24 protein-coding genes are annotated in these 26,040 nt (G+C 31.9%); 13 read left to right on the top strand and 11 right to left on the bottom strand.

The annotated features are described in order from the left end of the window. Nucleotides 1-8: 8 nt before the first annotated feature. On the bottom strand, nt 9-518 hold the full coding sequence (locus D1815_RS17615) for a CvpA family protein (protein WP_027394321.1): 510 nt from the start codon (nt 516-518) through the stop codon (nt 9-11). Nucleotides 519-722: 204 nt separating this feature from the next. Here D1815_RS17615 and D1815_RS17620 point away from each other — a divergent pair, with 204 nt between their 5' ends. The 4 genes from D1815_RS17620 (at nt 723) to D1815_RS17635 (ending at nt 3,944) form a co-directional block, all read left to right on the top strand. After that, nucleotides 723-1,079: a hypothetical protein gene (locus tag D1815_RS17620; protein ID WP_027394320.1), complete on the top strand. Its 357-nt coding sequence runs from the start codon at nt 723-725 to the stop codon at nt 1,077-1,079. A 658-nt stretch (nt 1,080-1,737) separates the two neighbouring features. Further along, nucleotides 1,738-2,757 carry a phenylalanine--tRNA ligase subunit alpha gene (pheS, locus tag D1815_RS17625; protein WP_027394319.1) on the top strand — a complete coding sequence of 340 codons (1,020 nt, stop codon included), beginning with the start codon at nt 1,738-1,740 and terminating at the stop codon, nt 2,755-2,757. A 1-nt stretch (nt 2,758) separates the two neighbouring features. Further along, nucleotides 2,759-3,154, top strand: a complete 396-nt coding sequence (locus tag D1815_RS17630; RefSeq protein WP_027394318.1) for a hypothetical protein — start codon at nt 2,759-2,761, stop codon at nt 3,152-3,154. Between the two features lie 169 nt (nt 3,155-3,323). Beyond that, nucleotides 3,324-3,944 (top strand): hypothetical protein, encoded by a 621-nt coding sequence (locus D1815_RS17635; protein ID WP_118388596.1) that lies wholly within the window; start codon nt 3,324-3,326, stop codon nt 3,942-3,944. A gap of 245 nt (nt 3,945-4,189) precedes the next feature. Here the strand turns inward: D1815_RS17635 and D1815_RS17640 are convergent, their stop codons facing one another. From D1815_RS17640 to D1815_RS17650, 3 genes are all read right to left on the bottom strand, one after another. Beyond that, nucleotides 4,190-4,813 (bottom strand): DUF6624 domain-containing protein, encoded by a 624-nt coding sequence (locus tag D1815_RS17640; RefSeq protein ID WP_027394316.1) that lies wholly within the window; start codon nt 4,811-4,813, stop codon nt 4,190-4,192. 111 nt (nt 4,814-4,924) lie between these two features. Beyond that, nucleotides 4,925-6,418: a M56 family metallopeptidase gene (locus D1815_RS17645; RefSeq protein WP_118388598.1), complete on the bottom strand. Its 1,494-nt coding sequence runs from the start codon at nt 6,416-6,418 to the stop codon at nt 4,925-4,927. 1 nt (nt 6,419) lies between these two features. Beyond that, the gene (locus D1815_RS17650; protein WP_118388600.1) at nt 6,420-6,779 is read right to left on the bottom strand and encodes a BlaI/MecI/CopY family transcriptional regulator; all 360 of its coding nucleotides are present in this window, start codon (nt 6,777-6,779) and stop codon (nt 6,420-6,422) included. Between the two features lie 230 nt (nt 6,780-7,009). Here D1815_RS17650 and D1815_RS17655 point away from each other — a divergent pair, with 230 nt between their 5' ends. Beyond that, a complete protein-coding gene (locus D1815_RS17655; protein WP_027394313.1) occupies nt 7,010-8,479 on the top strand; it encodes a hypothetical protein in 1,470 nt (489 codons plus the stop codon). A 223-nt stretch (nt 8,480-8,702) separates the two neighbouring features. Here D1815_RS17655 and trpS read toward each other — a convergent pair whose 3' ends face one another. Then, nucleotides 8,703-9,671, bottom strand: a complete 969-nt coding sequence (gene trpS, locus D1815_RS17660; protein ID WP_027394312.1) for a tryptophan--tRNA ligase — start codon at nt 9,669-9,671, stop codon at nt 8,703-8,705. 73 nt (nt 9,672-9,744) lie between these two features. On the opposite strand from trpS, the gene D1815_RS17665 reads away from it, so the two are divergent. Further along, on the top strand, nt 9,745-10,485 hold the full coding sequence (locus D1815_RS17665; protein ID WP_118388602.1) for a 1-acyl-sn-glycerol-3-phosphate acyltransferase: 741 nt from the start codon (nt 9,745-9,747) through the stop codon (nt 10,483-10,485). 123 nt (nt 10,486-10,608) lie between these two features. On the opposite strand, the gene D1815_RS17670 is transcribed toward D1815_RS17665, so the two are convergent. The 4 genes from D1815_RS17670 to recA form a co-directional block, all read right to left on the bottom strand. Then, the gene (locus D1815_RS17670; protein WP_147404027.1) at nt 10,609-12,309 is read right to left on the bottom strand and encodes a hypothetical protein; all 1,701 of its coding nucleotides are present in this window, start codon (nt 12,307-12,309) and stop codon (nt 10,609-10,611) included. A gap of 2 nt (nt 12,310-12,311) precedes the next feature. Beyond that, nucleotides 12,312-12,857 (bottom strand): RNA polymerase sigma factor, encoded by a 546-nt coding sequence (locus D1815_RS17675; protein WP_027394309.1) that lies wholly within the window; start codon nt 12,855-12,857, stop codon nt 12,312-12,314. 39 nt (nt 12,858-12,896) lie between these two features. Next, on the bottom strand, nt 12,897-13,319 hold the full coding sequence (locus D1815_RS17680) for a hypothetical protein (protein WP_027394308.1): 423 nt from the start codon (nt 13,317-13,319) through the stop codon (nt 12,897-12,899). A 190-nt stretch (nt 13,320-13,509) separates the two neighbouring features. Next, nucleotides 13,510-14,523, bottom strand: coding sequence for a recombinase RecA (gene recA / locus D1815_RS17685; RefSeq protein WP_091406197.1), 1,014 nt, complete (start codon nt 14,521-14,523; stop codon nt 13,510-13,512). Nucleotides 14,524-15,024: 501 nt separating this feature from the next. Here recA and D1815_RS17690 point away from each other — a divergent pair. The 7 genes from D1815_RS17690 to D1815_RS17720 all read left to right on the top strand — a co-directional run bounded on the left by D1815_RS17690 (nt 15,025) and on the right by D1815_RS17720 (nt 24,183). After that, the gene (locus D1815_RS17690) at nt 15,025-16,056 is read left to right on the top strand and encodes a rhodanese-related sulfurtransferase (RefSeq protein WP_118388606.1); all 1,032 of its coding nucleotides are present in this window, start codon (nt 15,025-15,027) and stop codon (nt 16,054-16,056) included. Between the two features lie 146 nt (nt 16,057-16,202). Next, the gene (locus tag D1815_RS17695) at nt 16,203-17,510 is read left to right on the top strand and encodes a regulatory iron-sulfur-containing complex subunit RicT (protein ID WP_118388608.1); all 1,308 of its coding nucleotides are present in this window, start codon (nt 16,203-16,205) and stop codon (nt 17,508-17,510) included. Continuing rightward, a complete protein-coding gene (locus D1815_RS17700) occupies nt 17,497-17,991 on the top strand; it encodes a gliding motility lipoprotein GldH (RefSeq protein WP_118388610.1) in 495 nt (164 codons plus the stop codon). Before D1815_RS17695 ends, D1815_RS17700 begins: the two co-directional genes overlap by 14 nt. A gap of 1 nt (nt 17,992) precedes the next feature. After that, nucleotides 17,993-20,323 (top strand): penicillin-binding protein 1A, encoded by a 2,331-nt coding sequence (locus D1815_RS17705; RefSeq protein WP_027394303.1) that lies wholly within the window; start codon nt 17,993-17,995, stop codon nt 20,321-20,323. 24 nt (nt 20,324-20,347) lie between these two features. Further along, the gene (locus D1815_RS17710) at nt 20,348-22,672 is read left to right on the top strand and encodes a transglycosylase domain-containing protein (RefSeq protein WP_118388613.1); all 2,325 of its coding nucleotides are present in this window, start codon (nt 20,348-20,350) and stop codon (nt 22,670-22,672) included. Nucleotides 22,673-22,772: 100 nt separating this feature from the next. Then, nucleotides 22,773-23,471, top strand: a complete 699-nt coding sequence (locus D1815_RS17715; RefSeq protein WP_118388615.1) for a CoA transferase subunit A — start codon at nt 22,773-22,775, stop codon at nt 23,469-23,471. Nucleotides 23,472-23,526: 55 nt separating this feature from the next. Continuing rightward, nucleotides 23,527-24,183: a CoA transferase subunit B gene (locus D1815_RS17720; RefSeq protein ID WP_118388617.1), complete on the top strand. Its 657-nt coding sequence runs from the start codon at nt 23,527-23,529 to the stop codon at nt 24,181-24,183. 563 nt (nt 24,184-24,746) lie between these two features. Here the strand turns inward: D1815_RS17720 and D1815_RS17725 are convergent. Both D1815_RS17725 and D1815_RS17730 read right to left on the bottom strand, forming a co-directional pair. Next, entirely contained in the window at nt 24,747-25,469 is a 723-nt protein-coding gene (locus D1815_RS17725) for a phosphodiester glycosidase family protein (RefSeq protein WP_118388619.1), read from the bottom strand. A 38-nt stretch (nt 25,470-25,507) separates the two neighbouring features. Then, the gene (locus D1815_RS17730; RefSeq protein WP_118388621.1) at nt 25,508-26,023 is read right to left on the bottom strand and encodes a GNAT family N-acetyltransferase; all 516 of its coding nucleotides are present in this window, start codon (nt 26,021-26,023) and stop codon (nt 25,508-25,510) included. Nucleotides 26,024-26,040 lie beyond the last annotated feature (17 nt).

Genomic DNA, 26,040 nt, shown 5'->3' on the forward strand with positions numbered 1-26,040 from the left:
TAAATAAGTTAAGTTTTTTGGTCTTCTTCCTTAGTAGTATCTCTAAGGATATTTGGTAATACTGTAGGTGCTATTTTTTTTACAGGAGCATAAAGAATAGAAGAGTCTAATGTCTCTTGCTTAATTAGATTTAGGGATCGATTGGCCGCGTCTACAAATATAATTATTACACTTGCTATAAAGGCAAATTTTAATACGCCAAATGCTGCACCTAAAAGTTTATTTAGGATACCTAATGAGGCAAAATCTGCAATTTTTGTCAGTAGTTTTCCGGCTAAAGATATTAAGATTACAACACCAATAAATGTAATGGCAAATGCAGTTAACTTAAGAGCCCCATCTCCCCAGTTAAGGTATTTCTCTAGATAACCTCCTATCAAGTGTGAGAAGTGTACAGAGACATAAATCCCTGCTACTAATGCAACTAAAGACGCAAGAGAAACAAATAACCCTTTGCTAAACCCTTTGATTAATCCCCATAGCAGTAAAATACCTAAGATGATATCGATATAATTCATTGACAGCTTTGTTTAGACTAATATAATGTTTTAAATCAAAATCGAGTTATTTATACAGTTAGACTTCAATAATTTGTTAGGGTTAGGATATTATGGATGCTTTAAGTTTTCTCAAAAAATGATGGTTGGTCTTTTAGTTAAGCGTTATTTTTGTACTGTTTAATTTTTTAATTAGTATTTATAAAAAGCGAGGAAAATTAGATTATGACCAGAGATGAGAAATTAAAGGAAAGATGGGAAGAATTGGTAATGAAGTTATCTAATCAGTTTGCCGATGGAGATGAGTTAGATTTAGACGCTATTATTTATTTGATTGGAGTGCAAGAATTAGGTCAAGTACATCGTAGATTTAAAAAGGATGAAAAATTAGATTTGATGCACATTGCAATTTGTAGATTGTTAGAGCCATATGGTTATTATGAGTTTGATTATTTTGATGAAGAAGGATGGCCACATTATATTGTAAAAGAACAACTTCCTAATCTTAAAGCAGGAGAACAATCGATTTTGATGAAAGAAGCAATTGTGAATTATTTTGTTATAAGTCAATATATTCTTTAGTTTGACGATGTAACTTTTTTAATTATCTATTAAAACATGTAATAATCGCTATTAATGAGATTTAATAAAAAAGGAGCCTTATAAGGCTCCTTTTTTATAGTTAAGTTTTTAATTGTATAATTATCTTCTCATTGCATACCAAGAGGCCGAAGGAAGATTGCTAATCAATTCTTTTAATCCTTTCATATCTATAATAAGAATTCCAAAAAATAACTTTTTCATATCCGGCAATTTTAAATTAAACATTACATGACTAACTTTTAGTCATTACCATTGATTCAAAATTATTGGTTAAGGAGTTTTTTTGGGAAGTTTAGGCTAAGCAATAGTTGTTTCTATAAGCACAAAAACTGTACTTAAATATAATCAATGTTATCTGTTTTATCAAGATTTTTAACGAGCTTTAACGTATGTTGTATTTCTGTTTCTTGATTAGAGTGAGATGTGGATGTTATAGTGTTCTTTTTTGGTAGTTTGAGAGAATACAGTTTTCTTTTTGATACAATTTGTGTGCAAAAATCAATTGAAAGATAATGTAGTTTTAGAAGCAATTGAACAAAAAAACAAAAATTAAGCTCTTAAATATAACTTCTATTATATTTTGGGTACTATTTATTGTATTTCTGTTTAAATTTGTCCTCTATATAAGAAAAAGATCATGATCGATAAGATTAAAGAATATATCTCAGAAGTTGAGGAGTTTTCTGCGAAGACCAAAGAAGAAGTTGAAATATTTAGAATAAAGTTTTCTGGTAAAAAAGGACTTGTAAATGACTTTTTTGCAGAATTCAGGAACATTGCCAATGATCAGAAGAAAGAATTTGGTCAAGCAATAAATGCACTAAAAGTAGCAGCAGAAGAGAAAGTAAAATCCTTAAAAGATGAGTTAGAATCAAAGGAAGAAGAAAAAGGAGCCTATGGAGATCTTACCCGTCCATCTGAACCTATTTCGTTGGGATCTAGACATCCAATTTCTTTAGTAAAAAATCAAATTATAGATATTTTTTCTCGTATTGGGTTTAATGTTAGTGAAGGTCCAGAAATAGAGGATGATTGGCATAATTTTACAGCACTGAACTTACCAGAGTATCATCCAGCACGTGATATGCAAGATACTTTCTTTATACAAACGGATCCAGATATTTTATTACGCACACATACTTCTTCCGTACAGGTACGATATATGGAAGAGAATAAACCTCCAATAAGAACAATTTCTCCAGGAAGAGTTTATAGAAATGAGGCGATATCTGCTAGATCACATTGCTTTTTTCATCAGGTAGAAGGATTATATATAGATAAAGATGTTTCCTTTGCCGATCTTAAGCAAACGTTGCAATATTTTACTACTGAAATGTTCGGTAAATCTAAGATTAGGTTGCGTCCTTCATATTTTCCATTCACAGAACCAAGTGCTGAGGTGGATGTATATTGGGGATTAGAAACCGAAACAGATTATAAAATGACCAAAGGAACAGGTTGGTTAGAGATAATGGGCTGTGGGATGGTTGACCCTAATGTATTAAAGAATTGTAATATCGATCCTGAAGAGTATAGTGGATTTGCTTTTGGTATGGGAATCGATCGAATTGCCTTACTATTATATGGAATCTCTGATATCCGTATGTTAAGTGAAAATGATGTACGTTTCTTAGAACAATTTAAGTCCGCATTATAAATTGAGAAAGGATATAGAAATACCATTAGTAAAAAATGTTTACATAGCCATTGTGAAAGAGTGGAATGATGAATTTGGAGGCGACGATTGGAATTCTTACATCATTAATGATAGAGATACCCCTATAGAGATGGTATTCGTGGTGACAAAAGGGTATGATGCCCAGAAAAAAACATCTTTACTTAGACACGGTATTGGAACCGTGAATGCCAAATCATCGGCTAAAATAGAAATGATTCAGGAAGAATTGTTTTCCATGAATAATGAATTTGCTGTTTCCTTCTTTTCAGATGGAAAATTGTATGATAAGAAATACATCTTCAGAAAAAATACAATAAACGAACGTGCCTTTCGGGATCTTCCTGTTATGGAACAACGAGGCGTATTAGTATCATAAACTTAAGGTTTTACCATTATTAGTTATTTAACTTATTAAAAAACAGTTAAATAACCCTCGTATTGTTTCTAAATTGATAATACTTTAGCGTTATATTCCCCTACAATAATTGGAATGCCAACATCCAATTGTCGTGGGGTTTTTTATTCTAATCTTAAAACCAAATAATATGAAAAAAGTATTTTTTTTAGCGGTAATAGTACTATCAAGCATGTTCTTTTCCTGCGAAAAAGGAAGCGTAGAGGAAGCAAATGAAAATGTAACAGTTGATCTTATTGATAATGAAACAGATGTTCAGGGTAAATGGGGCATTGTTTGGCGATGTTATTACATTTTCGAAAGAGGGCTTAACTTTCGAGGTAATTGCTACTCACAATTTAATGGAGTTTGTGGTGTAAAGAGAATATGTATCCCTATCATCGTGGATCCTTGTTGGATTGTGCCTTGTTGGATAGATATTTTTGATCCATGGATAATTTATGAAAAGATAGATCCTAGAGATTTTCTTTCTTTTAGAGATAAACTAGAATTAGATATTGATCCACGAGAAACTGCTATGCCATTTGCATTAAACGAAGAAATAGCGGGATTACAATTTTATCAAGAGGAAGGTTTATTTAAGGATAATGTTTTTACAGTAAAGGAATCATTAGTCTTGGATGCAGAGACTTCCAAAGAATTGGGATTACAAGGTAATGTAGTAAAAGCTGGCGAATATCCTGTGATTCATAATAAAGAGAACGGAACTTATAATGTTATTTTAGCAGTAGAAAAAGGTTTCAAACGCTAATATTTAGTGAAAATGTTGGTAATAAATAAACCTGGTTAGAGTAACTCTCTAATCAGGTTATTATTGTAATTATGTTATGTGAGTAGATAGGTAAAAGTACTTATTCGCCATATCTTCTTACATCTTTATATTGCCAGAGTAAATTTATAATTTCCTAATGACCATCTAGTTTAATTAATTGTAGGTATTCGACCTAGTTATCATAAATCAACTTTACGGTTGCAATACGATTATAAATGTCTTTTTCATTTTTTTTGAGGAATTGTCCAAGGAATATTTTTTGATTTAGAGAAATCTTCAATTGAATTAAGTCCAATTTCTTTTCTTCTTTTGTTTATCGATTCAGGACTTTTAATTGGTAAAAAAGATATTTTTCCTTTAGAGTTATACTCATATTGTGTTCCATAAAGTTGGGACTTATTAGAGTTAATTAACATTCTATCAATAAGCCTAGCATAATGAGTTGGTTGGGATTCTTTTTGTAGTACTGATTCTTTTAATAATGGTGCATATTTCTCTTTTGACGAAATCGAACCATGTTGTAAAACCCCCCATAAAGTGGTATTGGCTAATCGACCAACTTCTGAAATCCCTAACCAGCCATAAGTGTCAATAATCGAAATGACCTCTTTTTCCAAAAGTTTGTCTTGTTTTTCGACGACTTCCCAAAAATAGTCCATTTCATTAGATTCTTTACCAAACTGTTCTTCTGCCTGTTTATATAATTTTCTAAACAATTGATCTTTCATAAAAACTATTTCTAATTGCTTTTTTAAATAATCTTTAGTTTCTTTTGATAATGGTTTTGATTGTGCATAGCTATTACAGATAAAACCAAGGAAAATTATGTGAAAAATTATTCTTTTCATAAACTTCGATAATTGATGCTTAAACCTAACCACCCTAGAGACTAATCCTCTAGGATGGGTAGTATTTTTTATTAGCTTTTAAAGAAAAATTGCCTATTCTAAGAATTTATTTTATTCTTTTATCTCAAAAACTATTGGTAAAGAGTATAGAACGCTTACCGCTTTTCCATCTTTCATTCCAGGTGTCATTTTAGGTAATGTATTTATGACGCGAAGAGTTTCTTCTTCTAATTTCTTGTGTGGACCTCTAGCCTGAATGTCTTCAATCTCTCCGTTTTTATTTATTTTAAATCTAGCATATATTCTTAATCTTCCATTAAGCCCAATATCATTACCAATTTTAGTGTCAAACTCTTTACCAATATGTTGTGATATTTTCTGCGAAAAGCACTTTTTAGCATCTTCTCCGGTTAAGTGAGTACAATCAGGATGAATAGGAACAACATCGGCTTTTATAAATGGTACGCCTTCTATTTCTTCTTTTTGAGTAATCTCTGGGGTTAATTTCGTAATAGTCTGGATTAAGTTTTGAAAAACTTCCATCTTTTCAGATTTTAATTGATCATCCGAGATATTTCCAATGTCTTGCATAAGAATAGAAAACAGTTCTTTACTTTCTTCGGAGTAAGTACCTTCACTGTTTATTTTACTTAACAAGGACTCGGCTCTTTGTGTAAGGGTTGTTAATGGTACTTCTTTACTTTCTATTGTACGTGAATCTTCCGAACAAGAACTATAGATAAGCATTGAACTGATGATCGGAATAAGAAGTAAGTACTTTAATAGATAAACTTTTTTTGATTTTGATTTTTGTAACATAACAAGTCTTTTTTTGATTAAAGAATGATTGAAAAATGTATTTATAAATGAAATTTTTTCTGTTTGAAAAACCTGAGATAATAGGTCTTGGTAATAGTCTTTTTTATTGGTTTCTGCTATTGCTTCAGAATCGGCAATGTATTCCTGAAGTGTAGCTATTCTATTCTGGTAGATATATACCAATGGATTGAACCAGAGTATAATTCGTAATATCTCGAAGAAAATTAAATCAAGAGAATGATATTCTCTTACATGTATTTTTTCATGTATAATGACATTACTTTTTTTAACTTCAGAAAGATCATTACCGATGTATATTGTATTGAAAAATGAAAATGCAGTATCAGTATTTGGTAATGAAACTAGAGTGATATTTTTAGTATGTACTTTGTTTCCGGAACGCTTTAGTTTAGATATTTTATATACTTTGAAAAGAAATAGAAATACGCTAATTGTAATTCCTATATACCATAAATATCCAATAATTGGTATTAAGGAAAAATAGTTGGACAGTTGATTCTCTGATCCGATTACTACTTCTGGTAGCAGATGAACCTGCATAGGAGAATCAGTAGTAAGTATCTCCGGTAACTTTATGTTATAAGATGTAGGTATAAGTTGTCTTATCACATCTAATTGAATTAGTGGAAGTAAAAAACTAAGAATAGGAGTTATCAAAAGATAACCACGATTCCAATTGAAAAATGTTTCCTTTTTTAAGAATAAATCATAAGTGATTAAAAAAAGTAATTGAAATCCTATGATCTGTAATATATAGTGTATCATATTATTCTTCTTTATTAATTTCTCTCATAGCTTCTTCCATTTCTGCGATACTGATATCATTTTTTTTCATGAAAAATGATACCATACTTTTAAAAGAACCTTGAAAATAACCATCGATTAACTTGTTAATACTTTGGTTACTATATTCTGTCTTTTTAACTAGTGGAATGTAGATATGAATTCGTCCTTCTTTACGATAGTTTACAAAACCCTTATCTTCTAGTATTCTAACGATTGTAGAAACAGTATTGTAAGCTGGTTTGGGTTCTGGTAATTCATCGAGTATGGATAGAACACTCCCTTCATTCAGATTCCATAGAATTTTCATAATATCTTCTTCAGCTTTTGTTAATTGTTTCATTTGTCTATTTTTTATAGATCCAAACTAAGAATTTAGTTTGAGGTTGCTAATATAAACTAAAATATTAGTTTGAACTAATATTTTAGTTTAATTTTTGTTTTTTAAACAAATAGGATGCCTTAGAAATGGTTAATTCTGTAGAAAGGTTCCCTAAAAGAGTAGTCTGTCTATTTTAACTTTACTAATAGATTAAATTAAGAATCTTGCGAAATAATCTTTTAATTTTTTTTATGAGAATTCTAGAAATCATTCTACTTACCATTAGCACAATTTTTCCTTTTTACATTTCAACAAAAGGCTATCGATTAAACAAAAAAATCCCCTTGTTGATTATTGGAGGCATCACTGTTTTACATTTTGTTTTTGAAGGATACCGATGGCAAATGATTCCTACTTACTTATTAGTTCTAATTTTAGGTTGGTGTTTGTATAAAGAATATCCATTTTTTAATGGAGGTTGGATTAGAAAAACTATAAGAGGAATAGTATTAATTTTACTATTGTTATTTAGTTGGGTGTTACCCTATATTCTACCTGTTTTTAACTTGCCAAAACCTACTGGAAAATACAATATTGGCTCTCAATATATTCACTTAAAATCAACCCAAGATGAAATAATGACTTCTGATATAGGAGATAAAAGAGAATTGATGATAAAGGCATGGTATCCTGCAATCCTAGATAATGAGAAAGCAGAACCTTATCTTAATGACGGGGACAGAGTGAGCTTTGCAGTAAAACATGGGTTGCCTAAAACCATATTTAATTATTTAGATATTGTCAAAACGCATACATATATTAAGCCATCTGTAGCTACAGGTAAATTCCCTGTATTAATTTTTTCTCATGGGAGCTATTCTCAAGCTTCGGGCTACTATGCTTTGATAGAAGAAATTGTAAGTCACGGGTACATTGTTTTAAATATAAATCATACATATGAAAGTACAGGAACACTTTTTCCTGATGGAGAAATAAAGCTTTTTAATTCTGAATACGACAGAAAACAGAATAATCAAGAAATGGCTGAAATGGCTTGGAATGCCATGCAAAACTATAATAAGGCAACAACACCAGAAGAACAATTTAGTACTGTTCACAATCTTATTTTAAATTATTACGGCGCTGAACTAACTGAGCGATATAGTAACGATATTTCTTTGGTTATAGATGAATTAAAAAAATGGAACACATCTTCTTTTTTAGCACACCATCTTGATACAACGAAAATTGGCGTATTTGGGCATTCTCAAGGAGGCGCAGCTGCAGGTCAAGCATTACTTGATAATGACAGAATAAAAGCAGGAATTAACGTGGATGGTATGCAATGGGGAAAAATGATAGATACAATAATGACCAAACCATTTGCTTTAATTTCGTCTGAATGGGATGATTCACACCCAAATTTAAACATACAGGCGTATCATAATGGAAGTTCTTCTGATTTTTACAATGCTAAAATCAAGAATTCTGGACATTCTAGTTTTATGGATATTCCGTTAATGATTAATTTACAATTTATAAATGAAGCAGGAACAATAAATCCAAGGAAAACATATGAGGTAACTACAAAAATAGTATTACAATTTTTTGACTTGTATTTATTAGATGAACACTCTGATTTATTGGAGTTAGGTAATAAATATCCTGAACTTGAACTTACGAAAAAAACGAGGAAAAAGTTGCCTAATATTTTGCGATAGCTAATTGTTTTGGCAAAGGATTATTTACTAAGTTAGTTCTTTAACCTGTAACTAATCATACACAAATTCTTTCTAGTATTAAGAAAAAATGAAAGCTTAATTAAGATATATATAAGAGATTCTAAAGAATAACTATAAAAAGAAAATGCAATCTACTTATAAAGAGATTGCATTTTTTAAGTTTTGTTTTAGAAATTATTAATTCTAAATGAATCAAAGATATTTAATATCCAACTTTTTCACGCACTCTAGAAAGTACTTTATTGGCAACTTCTGAAGCTTTTTTAGCACCAATGGCTAAAGCTTTATCTACTTCCGCTAGGTTTTCCATATAGTATGTGTAGCGTTTACGTTCTTCAGAGAATTTGTCAATTAATAGTTCATATAAAGCTTGTTTCGCATGACCATATCCATAATTACCACCTAAATAATTAGCACGCATTTCTGATAGCTGTTCTTTAGTGGCTATTAGTTGATATATTGCAAATACATTACAAGTATCAGGGTCTTTAGGTTCTTCTAAAGGTGTGCTATCGGTCTTAATAGACATGACATCTTTTCGTAATTTTTTATCAGGTAAAAACAAATTGATTGTATTACCTTTTGATTTACTCATTTTTGCACCATCTGTTCCTGGTACATACATAGTTTCTTTTTGAAATTGCGCCTTTGGTAGTACAAAAAGTTCTCCAACCTGATTGTGCATGCGTTCTGCTACATTACGAGTCATTTCTATATGTTGTTCCTGATCTTTTCCAACAGGTACAATATCTGCATCATATAATAATATATCAGCTGCCATTAACATAGGATAAGTAAACAAACCTGCGTTAACATCTTCTAATCGATCTGCTTTGTCTTTAAAAGAATGAGCTAAGGTCAATCTCTGGTATGGGAAGAAACAACTTAGGTACCAAGATAGTTCTGTTACTTGTGGTATATCACTCTGGCGATAAAACACCGTTTTTTCTATATCTAAACCAAATGCTAACCAGGTAGCAGCAGTAGAGTAGGTGTTCTCTCTTAGTGTTTTAGCATCTTTAATCTGAGTAAGAGAATGCATATCTGCAATAAATAAGAAAGAATCATTCTCCGGCTGATTAGCCATTTGAATTGCAGGAATGATAGCTCCTAATAAGTTTCCTAAATGAGGTGTTCCTGTACTCTGGACTCCGGTTAAAATTCTTGCCATAGTAATTTTTAGTTTCCGGCAAAGGTAATTTTTTTGTTCAGATACCTCAAACCAATTGTGTATTTTTGCGCTTATGGTTGTCCTTAGGAATATATTAATTCTTCTTTGGCGTATTTGGTTTTATATAATGATGGGAATTCCTATCATTATTCTGTTTCCTATTCTTTTAATACTAACTTCAAGAGAACAATGGTACGCACAGTTTTTTGTTGTGGCTAGGTTTTGGGCTAAAATAGTTTTGTATGGTAGTGGGTTTATACCGAGAGTAAAAAATGAAACAAAAATAGATCCGCAAAGAAGCTATATGTTTGTTGCTAATCATACTTCTATGGCAGATATCATGTTAATGTTATATTGTGTAAAGAATCCTTTTGTTTTTGTAGGTAAAAAGGAACTAGCGAAAATTCCAATATTCGGTTTTTTCTACAAGAGAACTTGTATTCTTGTAGATAGAAGTAGTCAAAAAAGTAGAAAAGAAGTCTTTGATCGTGCTCAGGCAAGACTACAAGATGGAACAAGTATCTGTATTTTTCCAGAAGGTGGTGTGCCTGAGGATGAGTCGGTTTTATTAGATGAGTTTAAAGATGGAGCTTTTAGATTAGCGATCGATCACCAAATCCCAATACTTCCTTTAACCTTTCTGGATAATAAAAGAAGATTTTCCTACACCTTCTTTAGCGGAAGTCCTGGTAAGATGAGAGCTTATGTTCATAAAGAGATTTTGACAGAAGGATTTACTCAAGAACGTAAGAAAGAATTGAATATGATAGCACGAAATGTTATTTTGGATAAGTTAAAATCCAATCAATTATAAAAAAACAAAAGCTGCTTCTCCCCAGAAACAGCTTTGTCATCATTGCTTCCCTAGAGCAATAATTCAACCTAACCAACTAAAATAACCTAAAACACATTTTAGTTATTTTCTTTTTCATTGTTTTTAAAACCTAAAACTTACTCCTGTATAAATACCAAAATAATATGGTTTAAAATTGTCTGCACTGTCTTTGAAACCATTAAATTGATATTTGAAGATAGGCTCCATATTAATTTTAAACTTATCAGATAACTTATAATCAAATCCTATACCAATATTACCGCTAAAACTAATATCATTGACAGTTTGCTCTCTGCTCACATTTTCGTTTCTAAAACTACCTGCAATAATAGATACTTCATCATCCTCCAGAAATAGAGTGCTAACTCCACCAATCATATGAATTCCAACTTTAGAGTTGGTTAGTGCATATTTAAGTTCTAAAGGAACTTCTATGTATCCAATACTATGATTAAGTAATCCTGGATTCTGAGATTTCACTAAAATTTCGCTGTTAACGTCTCCTGGAGGAGGCGCTAAACTAACAGATCCATTTTGATAATCAGAGACAACTATACTTTGGGTATTGCTTAATCCATTTTCTCTTCCTAATGAGGCAATTCCAAAACCAACATCTTCGGTATTGTAGCCAACATCAACCTTGCTAACACCTGATCGTAAAATTAATTTTTCATTTATGGCATATGCAACTTGTATTCCATAACTAAGATTTACTTCCCCTTGTTTATTATTGTCAGAGAATTGGGAGTCTATGGAAGAACCACCAAAAGAATCGTAGTAAACAGGTGCTATATTAGGAGCTATATTCCATCTTTTGATTGTTTTAGACTCTGCTTTAGCTACAGCTGCTTCTTTTTCTTCTTTTTCTTTTATAGCGTCAAAGATTGATTTTTTGCCATTGTCTAGGTCTTGATCTATTACTTCATCTGAAACTGTTTTCTCTATTTCTCTATTTTTATTGATCTCCGTATTATTTGCAATACTTTCTTCTGTGTTTTTTATAAAGTCTTCAGAATCTTTAAATTTTGTGTTATCCTTATTATCAGTGACTTGTTGTTTTTTATTGCCTGACGATATTGCATTATCTGCAATAGTATTCTCAATATTTGTTTTCTTAAATTCAGAAAGTTTTTCTTCTGTATTTTTCTGCGAAGTATTTGTTTTCTGTATATCTGTTATTGAACCGGTGTTAGTTACTTTTTGTTTTGAAATAGTCTGATCTTTTCTGAGGTAATCATCATTAATATTATCAATCTCCTTTTTTGTTTCGTTGATATTTGTTATTCCTTCAGTATTGTTTTTATTTACTGGAGGGTTTTTAAAAGAATTAGTGGTAAAAGTATTTTTACCTTCTGATTTTTTTGAAGATTCTTCTTCTTTATTGTCATTAGTTAAAGAGTTTTCAGTAATGGCCTGGTTGTTTGTTTTATTACTTTCTGAAGTTTCATCATTGAAGTCAAATTCATTATTATCTGAAGTATTAACAAGTGCATCATCAGAGTTTTTAGAATCTAAATTTTGCTTCTCAGAAGACAAAGGCTTTAGGTCATTCAATTCTTCCTCGGTACTTACAATAGTTTCTTTTGTTGAGTCATCTGTAACAAATACAGATCCCACGGATAAAATAACTGCTAGGATAGCTGCAACACCAGCAATACGATACCAAAATGGTATAAAAATTACTCGTTTACGATCTTTGTTTTTTCGAGCTTGAATTTTTTTCCACACCTCATCATTAGGAGAAACTTCAAAATCTTTGAACTTCTCCTGAAATAATCTGTCTATATTTTTTTTATCACTCATCTTCATCCTTCAATTGATTGAACGTGATGTTCTTGATTGGTTTCTATTTTTTCTTTTAAAATATTTCTGGCTCTTGCTAAATTAGATTTAGAAGTACCGGTAGAAATGTCTAGCATCTCCGCTATCTCTTTATGAGAATAACCATCTAATACATATAGATTGAATACTAATCTATATCTATCAGGTAGTTGCTGGATAATTTCTAATAAATAATCTAATGAAACCGTATCTTCATCGATTTCTACTTCTACCTCTTCTATCTGTTCTTCTCCAATAATTTCAAAAACTTTTTGTTTACGATATTTTTGTAAAGCAGTATTTACGGTGATTCTTTTTATCCACCCTTCGAATGAACCTTTACCTCGATATTGCTCTATTTTATCAAAAATTGTAATAAAAGCGTCTTGCAAGGTGTCTTCAGCATTAGGGTAGCTGTTAGAATATTTTAGACAGATAGAAAATAATTTACTGCCGTATAATCTATACAGTTGTTCTTGTGCCTTGGCATCTTGTTTTTTACACTTTTTTATGAGTTGGTCTAAACTCACTAACAGTTTTTGTTTTGATTAACAGAATTTATGAAATCATTATTCCACTACGGGAATTTCCATAACTAAAAATTGATTCTCTCCTTGGTCATTTCTACCTTGCCAGAATCTAAATATATATGAATCTTCAAACCCAACTAAAAAGTTGAAGGATACATCAACTAAATCAGTTTGTTCGAGATTTTCACAAGTACGATCATTAACTATTACATTTACCACGGATACAGTTCGCTCATTAGAAACTCTATCATAATCAAATCCACTAAAAGAGTGACAATCCGAAGGTCTAAAGTAAGATGCTGTAATCTCATAGGTGTCTCCTCTTACAAATTGGTCGGGAATACTTACTTCTTCAATTGGAACTAATTCATAAGAAAAATTGATTCCTGCATCATCATCATTCAAACAGCTGGATAAACAAATTGTAAAAATGAATAGTGCTATTATTTTTATATTTTTCATACCACTAATTTTGGGGTTTACATACCAAATTCTATTAGATAGATGTTTAGATATAGATATGGTTGCGTTTAGATGATAGTTTTTTAACGAGAATACTATTTTTAGAAGGATTGATATTAGATGAAACTTCGATATAAGGTATAAAAAAATCCCGGATGTCCGGGATTTTTTTATAGAATACTATTGTAACTTATTCATTTACAATACTGATAGCTTCTTTGATTTTCTCTTCCAGTTCTTCCATAAGTTCTGGATTATCATTTAATAGATTTTTTACTGCATCTCTACCTTGTCCAAGTTTTGTGTCTTGATAACTAAACCACGAACCACTCTTTTTAACAATTTCATAATCAACACCGATGTCTATAATTTCACCAGTTTTAGAAATTCCCATACCATACATAATATCAAACTCAGCAGTTCTAAATGGTGGAGCAACTTTATTCTTTACGACTTTTACACGAGTTTTATTTCCTTGTACGGCACTATTGCTATCCTTAATTTGGGTAGATCTACGTATATCTAATCGAACCGAAGCATAGAACTTAAGGGCATTACCACCAGTAGTAGTCTCCGGATTTCCGAACATTACTCCGATTTTTTCACGAAGCTGGTTGATAAAGATTACAGTACAATTGGTCTTGCTTATAGAACTTGTCAGTTTTCTTAATGCTTGAGACATTAATCTTGCATGAAGACCCATTTTAGAATCTCCCATTTCTCCTTCAATCTCACTTTTAGGAGTTAATGCAGCCACCGAATCAATAACAATGATGTCAATTGCTCCAGATCGTATTAAATTATCAGCAATTTCTAATGCCTGTTCTCCATTATCAGGTTGGGAAATAATTAAGTTATCTATATCAACACCTAATTTTTCTGCATAAAAACGATCAAATGCGTGTTCAGCATCTATAAAAGCAGCTATTCCGCCAGCTTTTTGAGCTTGTGCAATGGCGTGAATTGTAAGTGTTGTTTTACCAGAAGACTCTGGGCCAAAAATTTCTATAACTCTTCCTCTAGGATATCCTCCGACACCTAGAGCTAAATCCAATCCAAGTGATCCTGTAGAGATTACCTCTACTTCTTGAACTGCAGTGTCTCCCATCTTCATTACGGTACCTTTCCCGTAAGCTTTGTCTAGCTTGTCTAAAGTTAGTTTTAACGCTTTTAATTTTGCATCTTTTTCTTTTTCAGTACTCATGCGCTCACTTTCTTTTGTTATTGATAATGGCTAAAATACTATAAGTTTTTTGCATACCCATTTTAAAAATTGTACTTATCTAACTAATTTATTAACAATGATTATTCATTCAGAAAAAGAAGATTTTATTATTTTTTTTGAATGCCAACGCAACCCTTTTTATTTTTCTGCATCTACATAGAAAGCAAAACTAGAACAAACAGTGAAGAAGGAGGATGTAGATGAAATTTCTTAAAAGAGTCGTAAGACATAACCTTGTTGGGTGTACGATTACTTCTATTAGTAATTGTATAGTAGAAGGTGGCTAGCTTCGTTATTTAATTTTTAGTCGTTTTAGATTAAGTAAATTAATTAAATAACGAATTAGCCCAAAAAATGCCTTGAAGTGGTTTTCAAGGCATTTTTTATTCCTATACGATACAATCCTTGTATATTAAACCATGATTTGTACTTTTGCAGAAATTAAAATAAATTCTTTTTAACTTAAAAAATTAGTATAGCATGCAACTGTACAACAAATTAAGTGCAAAAGAGAGGGCTGCTCTTATTGATGAGGCAGGTACTGATCGTCTTACACTCTCTTTTTATAAATACGCACATATCGGAAATACTGAGATTTTTAGAAATCACCTTTTTATACATTGGGATGAACTAGATGTTTTAGGAAGAATCTATGTCGCTACAGAAGGAATTAATGGTCAGTTATCCGTTCCTGCTCCAAATTTTGAAGCCTTTAAAAAACACTTAGATAGTATCTCTTTCTTAGAAAATGTTCGATTGAATATTGCAAGAGAGCAGGATATCAAATCTTTCTTAAAATTGAAAGTAAAGATTCGTAAAAAAATTGTGGCAGATGGTTTAAATGATGAAACTTTTGATGTTACTAATAAAGGAGTTCATGTAGATGCAGACAAGTTTAATCAGTTGATTGAAGATCCTGATACGGTCTTAGTTGATATGCGTAATCATTATGAAAGTGAAATAGGACATTTTAAAGGAGCAATAACTCCAGATGTAGATACATTTAGAGATTCTTTAGATATAATTGAAGAAGATTTAAAAAATCATAAAGAAGATAAAAAATTGGTAATGTATTGTACTGGCGGGATTAGATGCGAGAAAGCTAGTGCATATTATAAGCATAAAGGTTTTAAAAACGTATTCCAGTTAGAAGGTGGGATTATAGAGTATGCCAGACAAGTAGAAGAAAAAGGATTAGAAAATAAATATCTAGGCAAGAATTTTGTGTTTGATCACCGAAGATCCGAACGAATTTCTGAGGATGTTATTTCTAATTGTCATCAGTGCGGAAAACCTTGTGATACCCACATTAATTGTGAAAATGAGGCGTGCCATTTATTGTTCATCCAGTGTGAGGAATGTGCATCCAAAATGGATAGTTGTTGTTCTACAGAATGTCAAGAAATAAATAGTTTACCGTATGAAGAACAGAAAGCTTTAAGAAAGGGTAAAGGTAATAGCAATAAGATCTTTAAAAAAGGGCGTTCAGAAGTACTGAAATATAAGCAATAATACTAAAATGATTTAGATACTATGGTTTTAACAGAAATCATAGTATCTTTATCGATTAAGATGTCGGATGTATTGAGCATCTGATCTGAGTAAGAATCATATTTGTTATGACTAGTCATAGACAAATTTCAATATAGCAAGAGAATATGGGGTGTAGTAGTTGTTCCTCCGGGAAAGACGGACAACCAAAAGGATGTAAGAATAATGGTACATGTGGTACAGATGGTTGCAATAAGTTAACTGTTTTTGATTGGTTATCTAATATGTCACTGCCAGGTGGTGTAGCACCTTTTCATTGTGTAGAAGTTCGTTTTAAAAACGGAAGAAAAAGTTTTTTCAAGAACACAGAAAATCTTTCTTTGAGTATTGGGGATATTGTTGCTACAGAGGCTTCTCCCGGACATGATGTAGGTATTGTTACACTTACTGGAGAGTTGGTACGTATTCAAATGAAGAAGAAAAAAGTAGATATCGATAGTGAAGATGTTAAAAAAATATATCGAAAAGCATCTCAGAAAGATATCGATATATGGCAAAAGGCTAGAGATCGAGAACAAGCTATACAAGTAAGATCAAGAGAAATTGCAATTCGTCTAAAACTCCAAATGAAGATTTCGGATATTGAGTTTCAGGGAGATGGTTCTAAATGTACTTTTTATTACACTGCAGAGGAACGTGTGGATTTTAGGCAATTAATTAAAGAATTCGCCCAAGAGTTTAGTACTAGGATCGAGATGCGTCAAATAGGTTTTAGACAAGAGGCTGCACGATTGGGTGGTATAGGTTCTTGTGGACGTGAATTATGTTGTTCTACTTGGCTTACTGATTTTAGATCTGTAAATACAAGTGCTGCGCGTTACCAGCAATTATCCCTAAATCCGCAAAAATTAGCTGGTCAATGTGGTAAATTAAAGTGCTGTCTTAATTATGAATTAGACGCTTATATAGATGCTTTAAATGAATTTCCTAAAACAGAGATAAAATTACAAACAGAAAAGGGTACTGCAGTATGTCAGAAAATTGATATATTCAAAGGTTATTTGTGGTATGCCTATGAAGGAGAATGGATGAATTGGCATAAAATCTCTGCTGATCACGCAAATGAAATCATTGACGCTAATAAAAAGAAAGAGAAGGTTGCAAGCCTTGAAGAATTTGCTTCAGAATTAATTGAAGATACTAAAGTGGATTTTGAGAACGTTGTAGGACAAGATAGTTTAACACGTTTTGATCAACCAAAAAGAAGTAGAAGGAGAAATAAAAACCGAAACAGAAATAAAAAGAAGGTTGTAGTAGAAAAGAATAAATCTACTTCTCAAAAATCAAAATCAAAATCAAAATCAAAAACTAATACAAATACTCCTGAAAGCAAAAATGCGAATAGGAAAAAAAATAACCAACGTAATAATAGGAAACGTAAACCACAGCAACGCAAGAATAATGATAAATCTTAGATTCTTAACTTTGGTTTTTCTTTTTATAGTGTTGTCTTCTTGTGACGACACCCGTGTTTTTGATGAATATAAAACCGTATCGAGTTCTTGGGAAAAAGATGAAAAAATTACATTTGATTTACCGGTATTAGATTCATTACAATCGTATGATTTGTTTATTAATCTTAGGAATACAAATGACTATAGATATAGTAATATCTTTTTGATTAGTGAGATGGAGTTTCCTAATGGAAAAATAGTTGCAGATACTTTAGAATATGATATGGCAGCATCGAATGGAGAATGGCTTGGAACTGGTTTTTCCGATGTAAAAGAAAGTAAGTTGTGGTATAAAGAGAATGTAAATTTCAATGAAAAAGGAATTTATAAAATTACTTTGCAACACGCAATGAGAAAAAATGGAGAGACGTTTGGTATAAGTTCTCTTGAAGGAATTACAGATATAGGTTTTAGAATCGAATTTGCACAAAATCCTAAATAAAATGGCTAAAGCAACACCCAAAGCGACTAGGAAAAAGTCAAAAACCCCAGAAATTAGTGTACTTAAATATATTAAGTGGTTTTGGATCACTTTTGCTTCAGGAATATTTTTAGTAATCCTAATTTTCTTGTTTGCAAGTTGGGGGTATTTTGGAGAGATGCCTGGTTTTGATGATTTAGAAAATCCACAAAATGATTTAGCAACGCAGATTATTTCATCTGATGGAAAACAAATAGGAACTTTTTTTAAGGAAAATAGAACACCAGTAAGTTTCGAGGATTTATCCATTAATCTGGTGGATGCACTAGTGGCGACTGAGGATGTTAGATATTATGATCATTCAGGAATTGATGCTAGAGGAACCATTCGAGCTTTTGCCTTCCTAGGTAAAAAAGGTGGTGCAAGTACAATTACCCAGCAATTGGCAAAATTGCTTTTTACAGGTACGAGATCCAAAGGTTGGCAACGGTATACCCAGAAAATTAAGGAATGGGTAATTGCTGCAAGATTAGAAAGACAGTATACTAAAGATGAGATCATGGCTATGTATCTTAATAAGTATGATTTCTTAAATCAAGCAATTGGAGTTAGTTCTGCTTCACGAATTTATTTTAATAAAACTCCAAAGGAGCTAAAAAAAGAAGAAGCTGCTGTATTAGTCGGTATGCTTAAGAATTCTTCGCTCTTTAACCCTTTAAGAAGGCCAGAGTTAGTGAAAAATAGGAGAGATGTTGTTTTGTCTCAGATGGCAAAATATGAATATATAACTACTAAAGAAAAAGATAGTTTACAGCAATTACCTTTAAATTTAGATTATGCTCCAGAAGGGCATTCTGATGGAATTGCTACTTATTTTAGAGAGTATGTAAGAAGTTGGATGGGTAACTGGGTTAAAAAGAATCCAAAAGGAGAAGATGAAGAAGGAAACCAGCAATTTTATAATATTTACAGAGACGGATTACGAATTAATGTAACCATTGATTCTAGAATGCAAAAATATGCAGAAGAAGCTGTTCATGAGCATATGTCTAACTTACAAAAAGAGTTTGATAAGCAAGAACTTAAGAATAAAACAGCACCATTTAGAGATCTTACTAAACAAGAAGTAAATGGAATTATAAAAAGAGCTATTCGTAGTTCGGCTAGGAGAAAGAAAATGTTATCCCAGAATAAAAGTGAGGAGGAAATTTTAAAATCTTTTGATGTTAAGACAGAGATGAAAATATTTTCCTGGAAAGGGTATATCGATACTATTATGACTCCTAGAGATTCGATTTTGTATTATAAGAGTTTTCTAAGATCTGGTATGATGTCGATGGAACCTCAAACTGGGCAGGTTAAAGCTTGGGTCGGAGGTGTTGATATAAAACACTTCCAGTATGATCATGTGTATCAAGGAGCACGTCAGGTGGGTTCTACTTTTAAACCTTTTGTGTATGCTACGGCAATTGATCAACTTAAATTATCTCCTTGTGATACATTACCTATGTCACAGATTACAATTCCTGCAGGATCGCATGGTGTAATGGAAGATTGGACACCAAAAAATAGTGACGCAAAATATACGGGTTATCTTAGTCTTAAAGAGGCTTTGGCAAAATCGGTAAATACAATTTCTGCACGTTTGATGGATCGAATTGGGCCAGAACCTATCGTAAGACTCGCTAAAAAATCTGGTGTTGAATCTGAGATTATAGAAGTTGCTTCTATTGCATTAGGTTCGGTGGACCTTAAATTGTCTGAGATGGTTGGTGCATATGGTACGTTTGCTAATGAAGGGATTTATAATAAACCCGTTATGATCACTAGTGTTGAGGATAAAAATGGAACCACTTTATATCAATTTGAGCCAGAAACGAGAGATGTTATTAGTAAAGAAGCAGCTTATGTAACACTAAATCTATTAGAAGGGGTAACGCAGTCAGGATCCGGGGCTCGTCTTAGATCAGGACCTTCCAATAGATATGATTTAAAGAATGTGGTAACAGGATATCCTTATCAATTTACAAATCCAATTGCAGGTAAAACTGGTACAACGCAGAATCAAAGTGATGGTTGGTTTATGGGTATAGTTCCTAATTTATGTACCGGTGTTTGGGTTGGTGCAGATGATCGTGCTACACATTTTAATTCTACAAGATATGGTCAAGGAGCTACAATGGCATTGCCAATTTGGGCTTTATATATGAGGAAGTGTTATGAAGACAAAACCCTTAAAGTATCGAAAGCAGCATTTAAAAAGCCAGAAAATTTAACAATAGAGGTAGATTGTAAGGAGTTTAAGAAAAACATTAAAATAGAAGATCCAATAGAAGATGAGTTTGGTCTTTAGGTAAATAAATCCATTAGTTATAAAATGGAGAAATCTTATTCTAAAATAACTACAAGTAAAAAAATATCGTTTTCGGATAAACGGAGATATATTAAATATTTCTGGGTTAGCTTTATTGTAGCAGTTATTACTGTCCCTTTTTTGTTTCTTTTGGCTAGTTGGGGTGTTTTAGGGGAGATGCCGACTTTTGAGGATTTAGAGAATCCTAGAAATGATCTTGCTTCTCAGATTATTTCTTCTGATGGTGTTCAATTAGGAACTATTTTTAAGCCCAACGAAAATAGAACTCCAATAAAGTATGATGATTTACCAAAGCATTTAGTTGATGCATTAATTGCTACGGAAGATGTCCGTTTTTATGAACATTCTGGTGTTGATCCAAGAGGGACATTTAGAGCTTTTGCATCTTTAGGAAGTAAGGGAGGAGCAAGTACAATTACGCAGCAATTAGCAAGGTTACTTTTCATTGGTCTTAGATCAAAAAATATAGATAAGTACACTCAAAAGATCAGAGAGTGGGTAATAGCGGCACGTTTAGAACGACAGTATACCAAGAACGAAATTATTGTAATGTATCTAAATAAATATGATTTTGCTAGACAAGCAATAGGTATTGGATCTGCTTCTAGAATTTATTTTAATAAAGAACTTAAAAACATTAAAATAGAGGAAGCAGCCGTATTAATAGGTATGCTTAAAAGTGCGACCATATATAATCCAAGAACAAGATTAGAGAATGCTATTGATAGAAGAAATATAGTGTTAAGCCAAATGGCCAAATATGGATATTTGACAAATAAACAAAAAGATAGTTTACAGAAGTTGTCAATAAAACTTGATTACAAGCCAGAAGGATATGCAGAAGGTACTGCAACTTATTTTAGGAGAGAAGTGAAAGAATTTGTGGAGGATTGGATAAAAGATAATCCTATTGGCGAGAATGAAGATGGAAAGCTAGAATATCATAATATATATCAGGATGGTCTTAAAATTTATGTAACCGTAAATTCGAGAATGCAAAAATATGCGGAGCAAGCTGTTAAAGAACATATGACCAATCTCCAAAAAGAGTTTAATAAACAAGAAATAACAAATAGTACGACTCCTTTTAGAGGGATTTCTAAAGAACAAAAAGATGACATTGTAAATAGAGCTATTAGAAATTCGACTAGAAGAAAAGTAATGAAGGATAATGGCAAAAGTGAAGACGAAATTCTTGCTTCTTTCGATATAGAAACCAAGATGAAAGTATTTTCTTGGAAAGGTGTTATTGATACTATTATGACGCCAAGAGATTCTATTTTGTATTATAAAAGGTTTTTACACACAGGATTAATGTCGATGAATCCTCAAACTGGAGAGGTAAAAGCTTGGGTTGGAGGAATTAATAATAAATATTTTAAGTATGATCACGTAGATCAGGGCGCAAGACAAGTTGGTTCTACTTTTAAACCATTTGTATATGCTACAGCAGTGGATCAATTAAAGTATTCTCCTTGCTATAAAGTACCAAGAGCTAAAATTACTATACCCGTGGGAAAACATGGGGTATCTGGTCAGGATTGGACGCCAACAAATACAGACGGTAATTATATTGGATCAGTAACACTCAAAAATGGGTTGGCAAAATCAATTAATACAGTTTCTGCAAGATTAATGGATAGAATTGGTCCGGAAACTGTGATTAATTTAACGAGAAAACTAGGAATTCAATCAGAAATAAATGCGGTAGCTTCTATTGCGTTGGGGACAGAAAATATAAAGCTTTCCGAAATGGTTGGGGCGTATAGTGCATTTGCAAATGAAGGAATATATATAAAACCGTTTATAGTTTCTCATATCAAAGATAAAAACGGAACCTTGTTGTATGATAATTTTCCTGAACGTAAGGATGTTATTAGCAAAGAATCAGCGTATATAACACTTAATTTGATGGAAGGTGTTACAGAAACTGGATCAGGTAGGTCGTTAAGAACGGATACTTCGAATCAATATCTTTATAAAAATGTTATTACAGGACACCCTTATAAGTTTGAAAATCCAATAGCTGGTAAAACTGGAACTACTCAAAATAATAGTGATGGATGGTTTATGGGAATTGTTCCTAATCTTTGTACGGGAGTATGGGTTGGCGGAGATAGTAGATCAATACATTTTGAATCTATAACTTATGGAAGTGGCGCCTCTATGGCACTTCCAATATGGGCACTGTATATGCAAAAATGTTATCAGGATACAAGTTTACAAGTGTCTAAGTCTGAATTTGTAAAGCCTATAAATTTATCTGTACAGTTAGATTGTGAAATCTATGAAACTAGGGATAAGGTACAAGACGAATTCCAATTTTAATTTCCTGTATAAAAAATTAAATTATTTCTAAAACTATAAGTATTCAAACGTTTTAGTACTGTTTTTTTTGGTACTTTTAATCTGCTAAAAATTAAACACTATGATTCGTAAAACAGTGGCTGGAGTTGTTGAAGCTACAGAAGGAGTAAAAGATAATATGACCTTTATGTTAGGAGGTTTTGGTCTTTGTGGAATACCTGAAAATTCTATTGCAGAATTGGTAAAGAAAAATATTAAAGGATTAACCTGTATTTCTAATAACGCCGGTGTTGATGATTTTGGTTTAGGACTTTTGTTACAGCAAAAACAAATAAAAAAAATGGTTTCTTCTTATGTTGGAGAAAATGAAGAATTCGAACGCCAGATGTTAAGTGGAGAGTTAGAAGTAGAACTTATTCCGCAAGGTACATTAGCAGAAAGATGTAGAGCTGCGCAAGGAGGTTTTCCTGCATTCTATACACCTGCTGGTTATGGAACAGAAGTAGCAGAGGGAAAGGAAACCAGAGAGTTTAATGGTAAAATGTATATACTTGAAAAAGCTTTTGAAGCAGATTTCGCTTTTGTAAAAGCTTGGAAAGGCGATGAAGCAGGTAATCTTATTTTTAAGGGAACCGCCAGGAATTTTAATCCTTGTATGTGTGGTGCTGCGAAAATTACTGTTGCCGAGGTGGAGGAATTGGTTCCGGCAGGAAGTCTTGATCCTGATCAGGTTCATATACCAGGAATTTTTGTTCAAAAAATATTCCAAGGAGATAATTATGAGAAGAGAATAGAACAACGTACAGTGCGTAAGAGATAAGTTTTTCCTTATTAAATTATATACATTTCAAATAAATATTATAAGAAAATATATTATGCTAGATAAAAATGGAATAGCAAAACGTATCGCTAAGGAGTTGGAAGATGGGTATTTTGTAAATCTTGGAATTGGAATTCCTACGTTAGTAGCTAATTACATACCAGAAGGTATAGAAGTGGAGTTTCAGAGTGAAAATGGAGTTTTGGGAATGGGGCCATTCCCATTTGAAGGAGAAGAGGATGCAGATATTATAAATGCTGGTAAACAGACTATTACGACAATGCCAGGAGCTTCTTTTTTTGATTCTGCTACAAGTTTCAATATGATACGGGGACAGCATGTTGATTTAACTATTTTAGGAGCTATGGAAGTTGCTGAGAATGGAGACATTGCAAATTGGAAAATCCCTGGCAAAATGGTCAAAGGAATGGGTGGAGCAATGGATTTAGTGGCTAGTGCAGAGAATATTATAGTGGCAATGATGCATACGAATAGGGCAGGAGCTTCTAAGTTACTTAAAAAATGTTCGTTGCCTTTAACAGGAGTAAGTTGTGTAAAAAAAATAGTGACCAATATGGCAGTTTTAGAAGTGACAGATAAGGGGTTTAAATTGTTAGAACGAGCTCCGGGTGTTAGTGTAGAAGATATACAAAATGCAACAGAAGGGAATCTAATAATTGAAGGAAATGTGCCAGAAATGATTTTGGATTGATTTAATCAGATACTATATAATTCTAAACGCTTATTAAATAATTACGAACGAATAATAAATCAAATAATAATACGTTATGTGTAAAAGAGGTTATAAAACAATTAATTTGTAAGAATAAACCTACTTTAAGACTGTTGTTTTTACTTACCTAAACCTTTGCTTTAACCTGTAAATTCTATAAAAATCTTAACAAATGTTAAAATTTTGTGTTTTTTGTCGATTTTAATGGCATTTAAACGTTATTTTGAAAAATAATTTGCATATTAGCATTCCCTATAAAGAAGTACAGTTTTTATTATTGTTCTCTTTTAAAATTTTAATTAAGTTTTAACCCTCACACATTGCCCTATTATGAAAAAGCGTATAAATCGTTTACAGAAATCAGTTAAACCTACAATCGAATTGATTTCTAACTGTATGTATTTAGCAAAGAAAGTATTTTTGTTTTAACAAAAAAGATAATTTTTGTTATGTGATTTTTTGTTGTTAATTAATCGCAACCTCCCCAAGTCGCGATGAATGACCTGTTAGCCTATAATGTTTAACAGGTTTTTTATTTTTAATTATTTGATTTCTGCGATGATTACGCCAAAATTACCATCTAATTGTTCCCATTTGGAAGATGGTAAATATGCTCGAGAAACAAAACCATCAAGATATAAAGCATTTTTACATCCTTTCTCTTTAAAATAGCTAGCAAAATCGTAAAAATTGACCTTTTCTTTAGAGATTGCAAAAAGTAAATTTCCATTTGGTAGAATTCCAACTCCATTTCTAATATGAACATTAGGAGAACCTTGATTAAATTTAGAATGAATTTTTCCATTAATCAATAACATTGGGCCAGACTGTGTTGCATAAGCGATATGATCAAGTTTTTTAATATTATTGGTAGGAATAATAATAGGTTTGTTATCCTTGTTTATATAAAACACACCGTTTGGTTGTAGGTAGAAGTTTCCGTAACCCTTGTCAAGAGTGTCTGTCTCGGATTTTACCACTCCGTTTTCAATGTATAATCCTTGTGGTGATAAATCTTTGTTGTACATACCTCCGTTCATAGCAAAAACTAACTCTTTATTCTCTTTTTGCAATGCTGATTTGAGATTTTGAAAGTTTCTAAAGTTTTTTCCATACTTATCTTTCCAATAAAACTTTAAACACTGATGTTTTAGGTCTATTTCATGACTTAAAAATTTATTCTCAATACTTGACTTATGAATTGGAATATATCCTGTGAGCGCGACGCTAAGTGCTATAAATAAAACAAGTGTGATGTTTTTCATAATTGTATCAATTTAGAGAATTCTTATACCAAAAATTTTTAGGAATTTATTTGATATTCATATAACATAAGATCCTCATCATCGTTTGGAATTTTGATCATTTTTATAAAAGTAAAGTCTAGTTTTTCTAATAACTTTTGTGAAGATGTGTTTTCTGGTATTGTAATAGCACTAATTTTCTTAATTCCAAATTTACTAATTCCAATTTCTTTTATTTTAAATGAACTTTCATAGGCATACCCTTTTTTTTCGAATTCTGGTAAAAAAGCAAAACCGATATCTACGCCTTCAATACCATCTCTGTCATATAATCCGCAACAACCAATTTTTATATTATCAGATTTTCTAATTACGGTGTAATTTGAATACCCTAATCTCTCTAATTGAGGGGTCATTTTTTCTGTAATATAAGTTTCTGCGTCTTTAGTGGTTTTTACATTGCGATCTCCGATGTTTTGAATCCATTTAGGGCTATTTAGAAGTTTTAGGTAGAAATCAGCATCTTCTATAGTTGCAGCGCGTAATTTAAGTCTGTCAGTTTCGTAATATTTCATGATTGATTAAAATCAGC

This window comes from Aquimarina sp. AD1 (genome assembly GCF_003443695.1).
In the GTDB taxonomy this organism is placed as follows: domain Bacteria; phylum Bacteroidota; class Bacteroidia; order Flavobacteriales; family Flavobacteriaceae; genus Aquimarina; species Aquimarina latercula.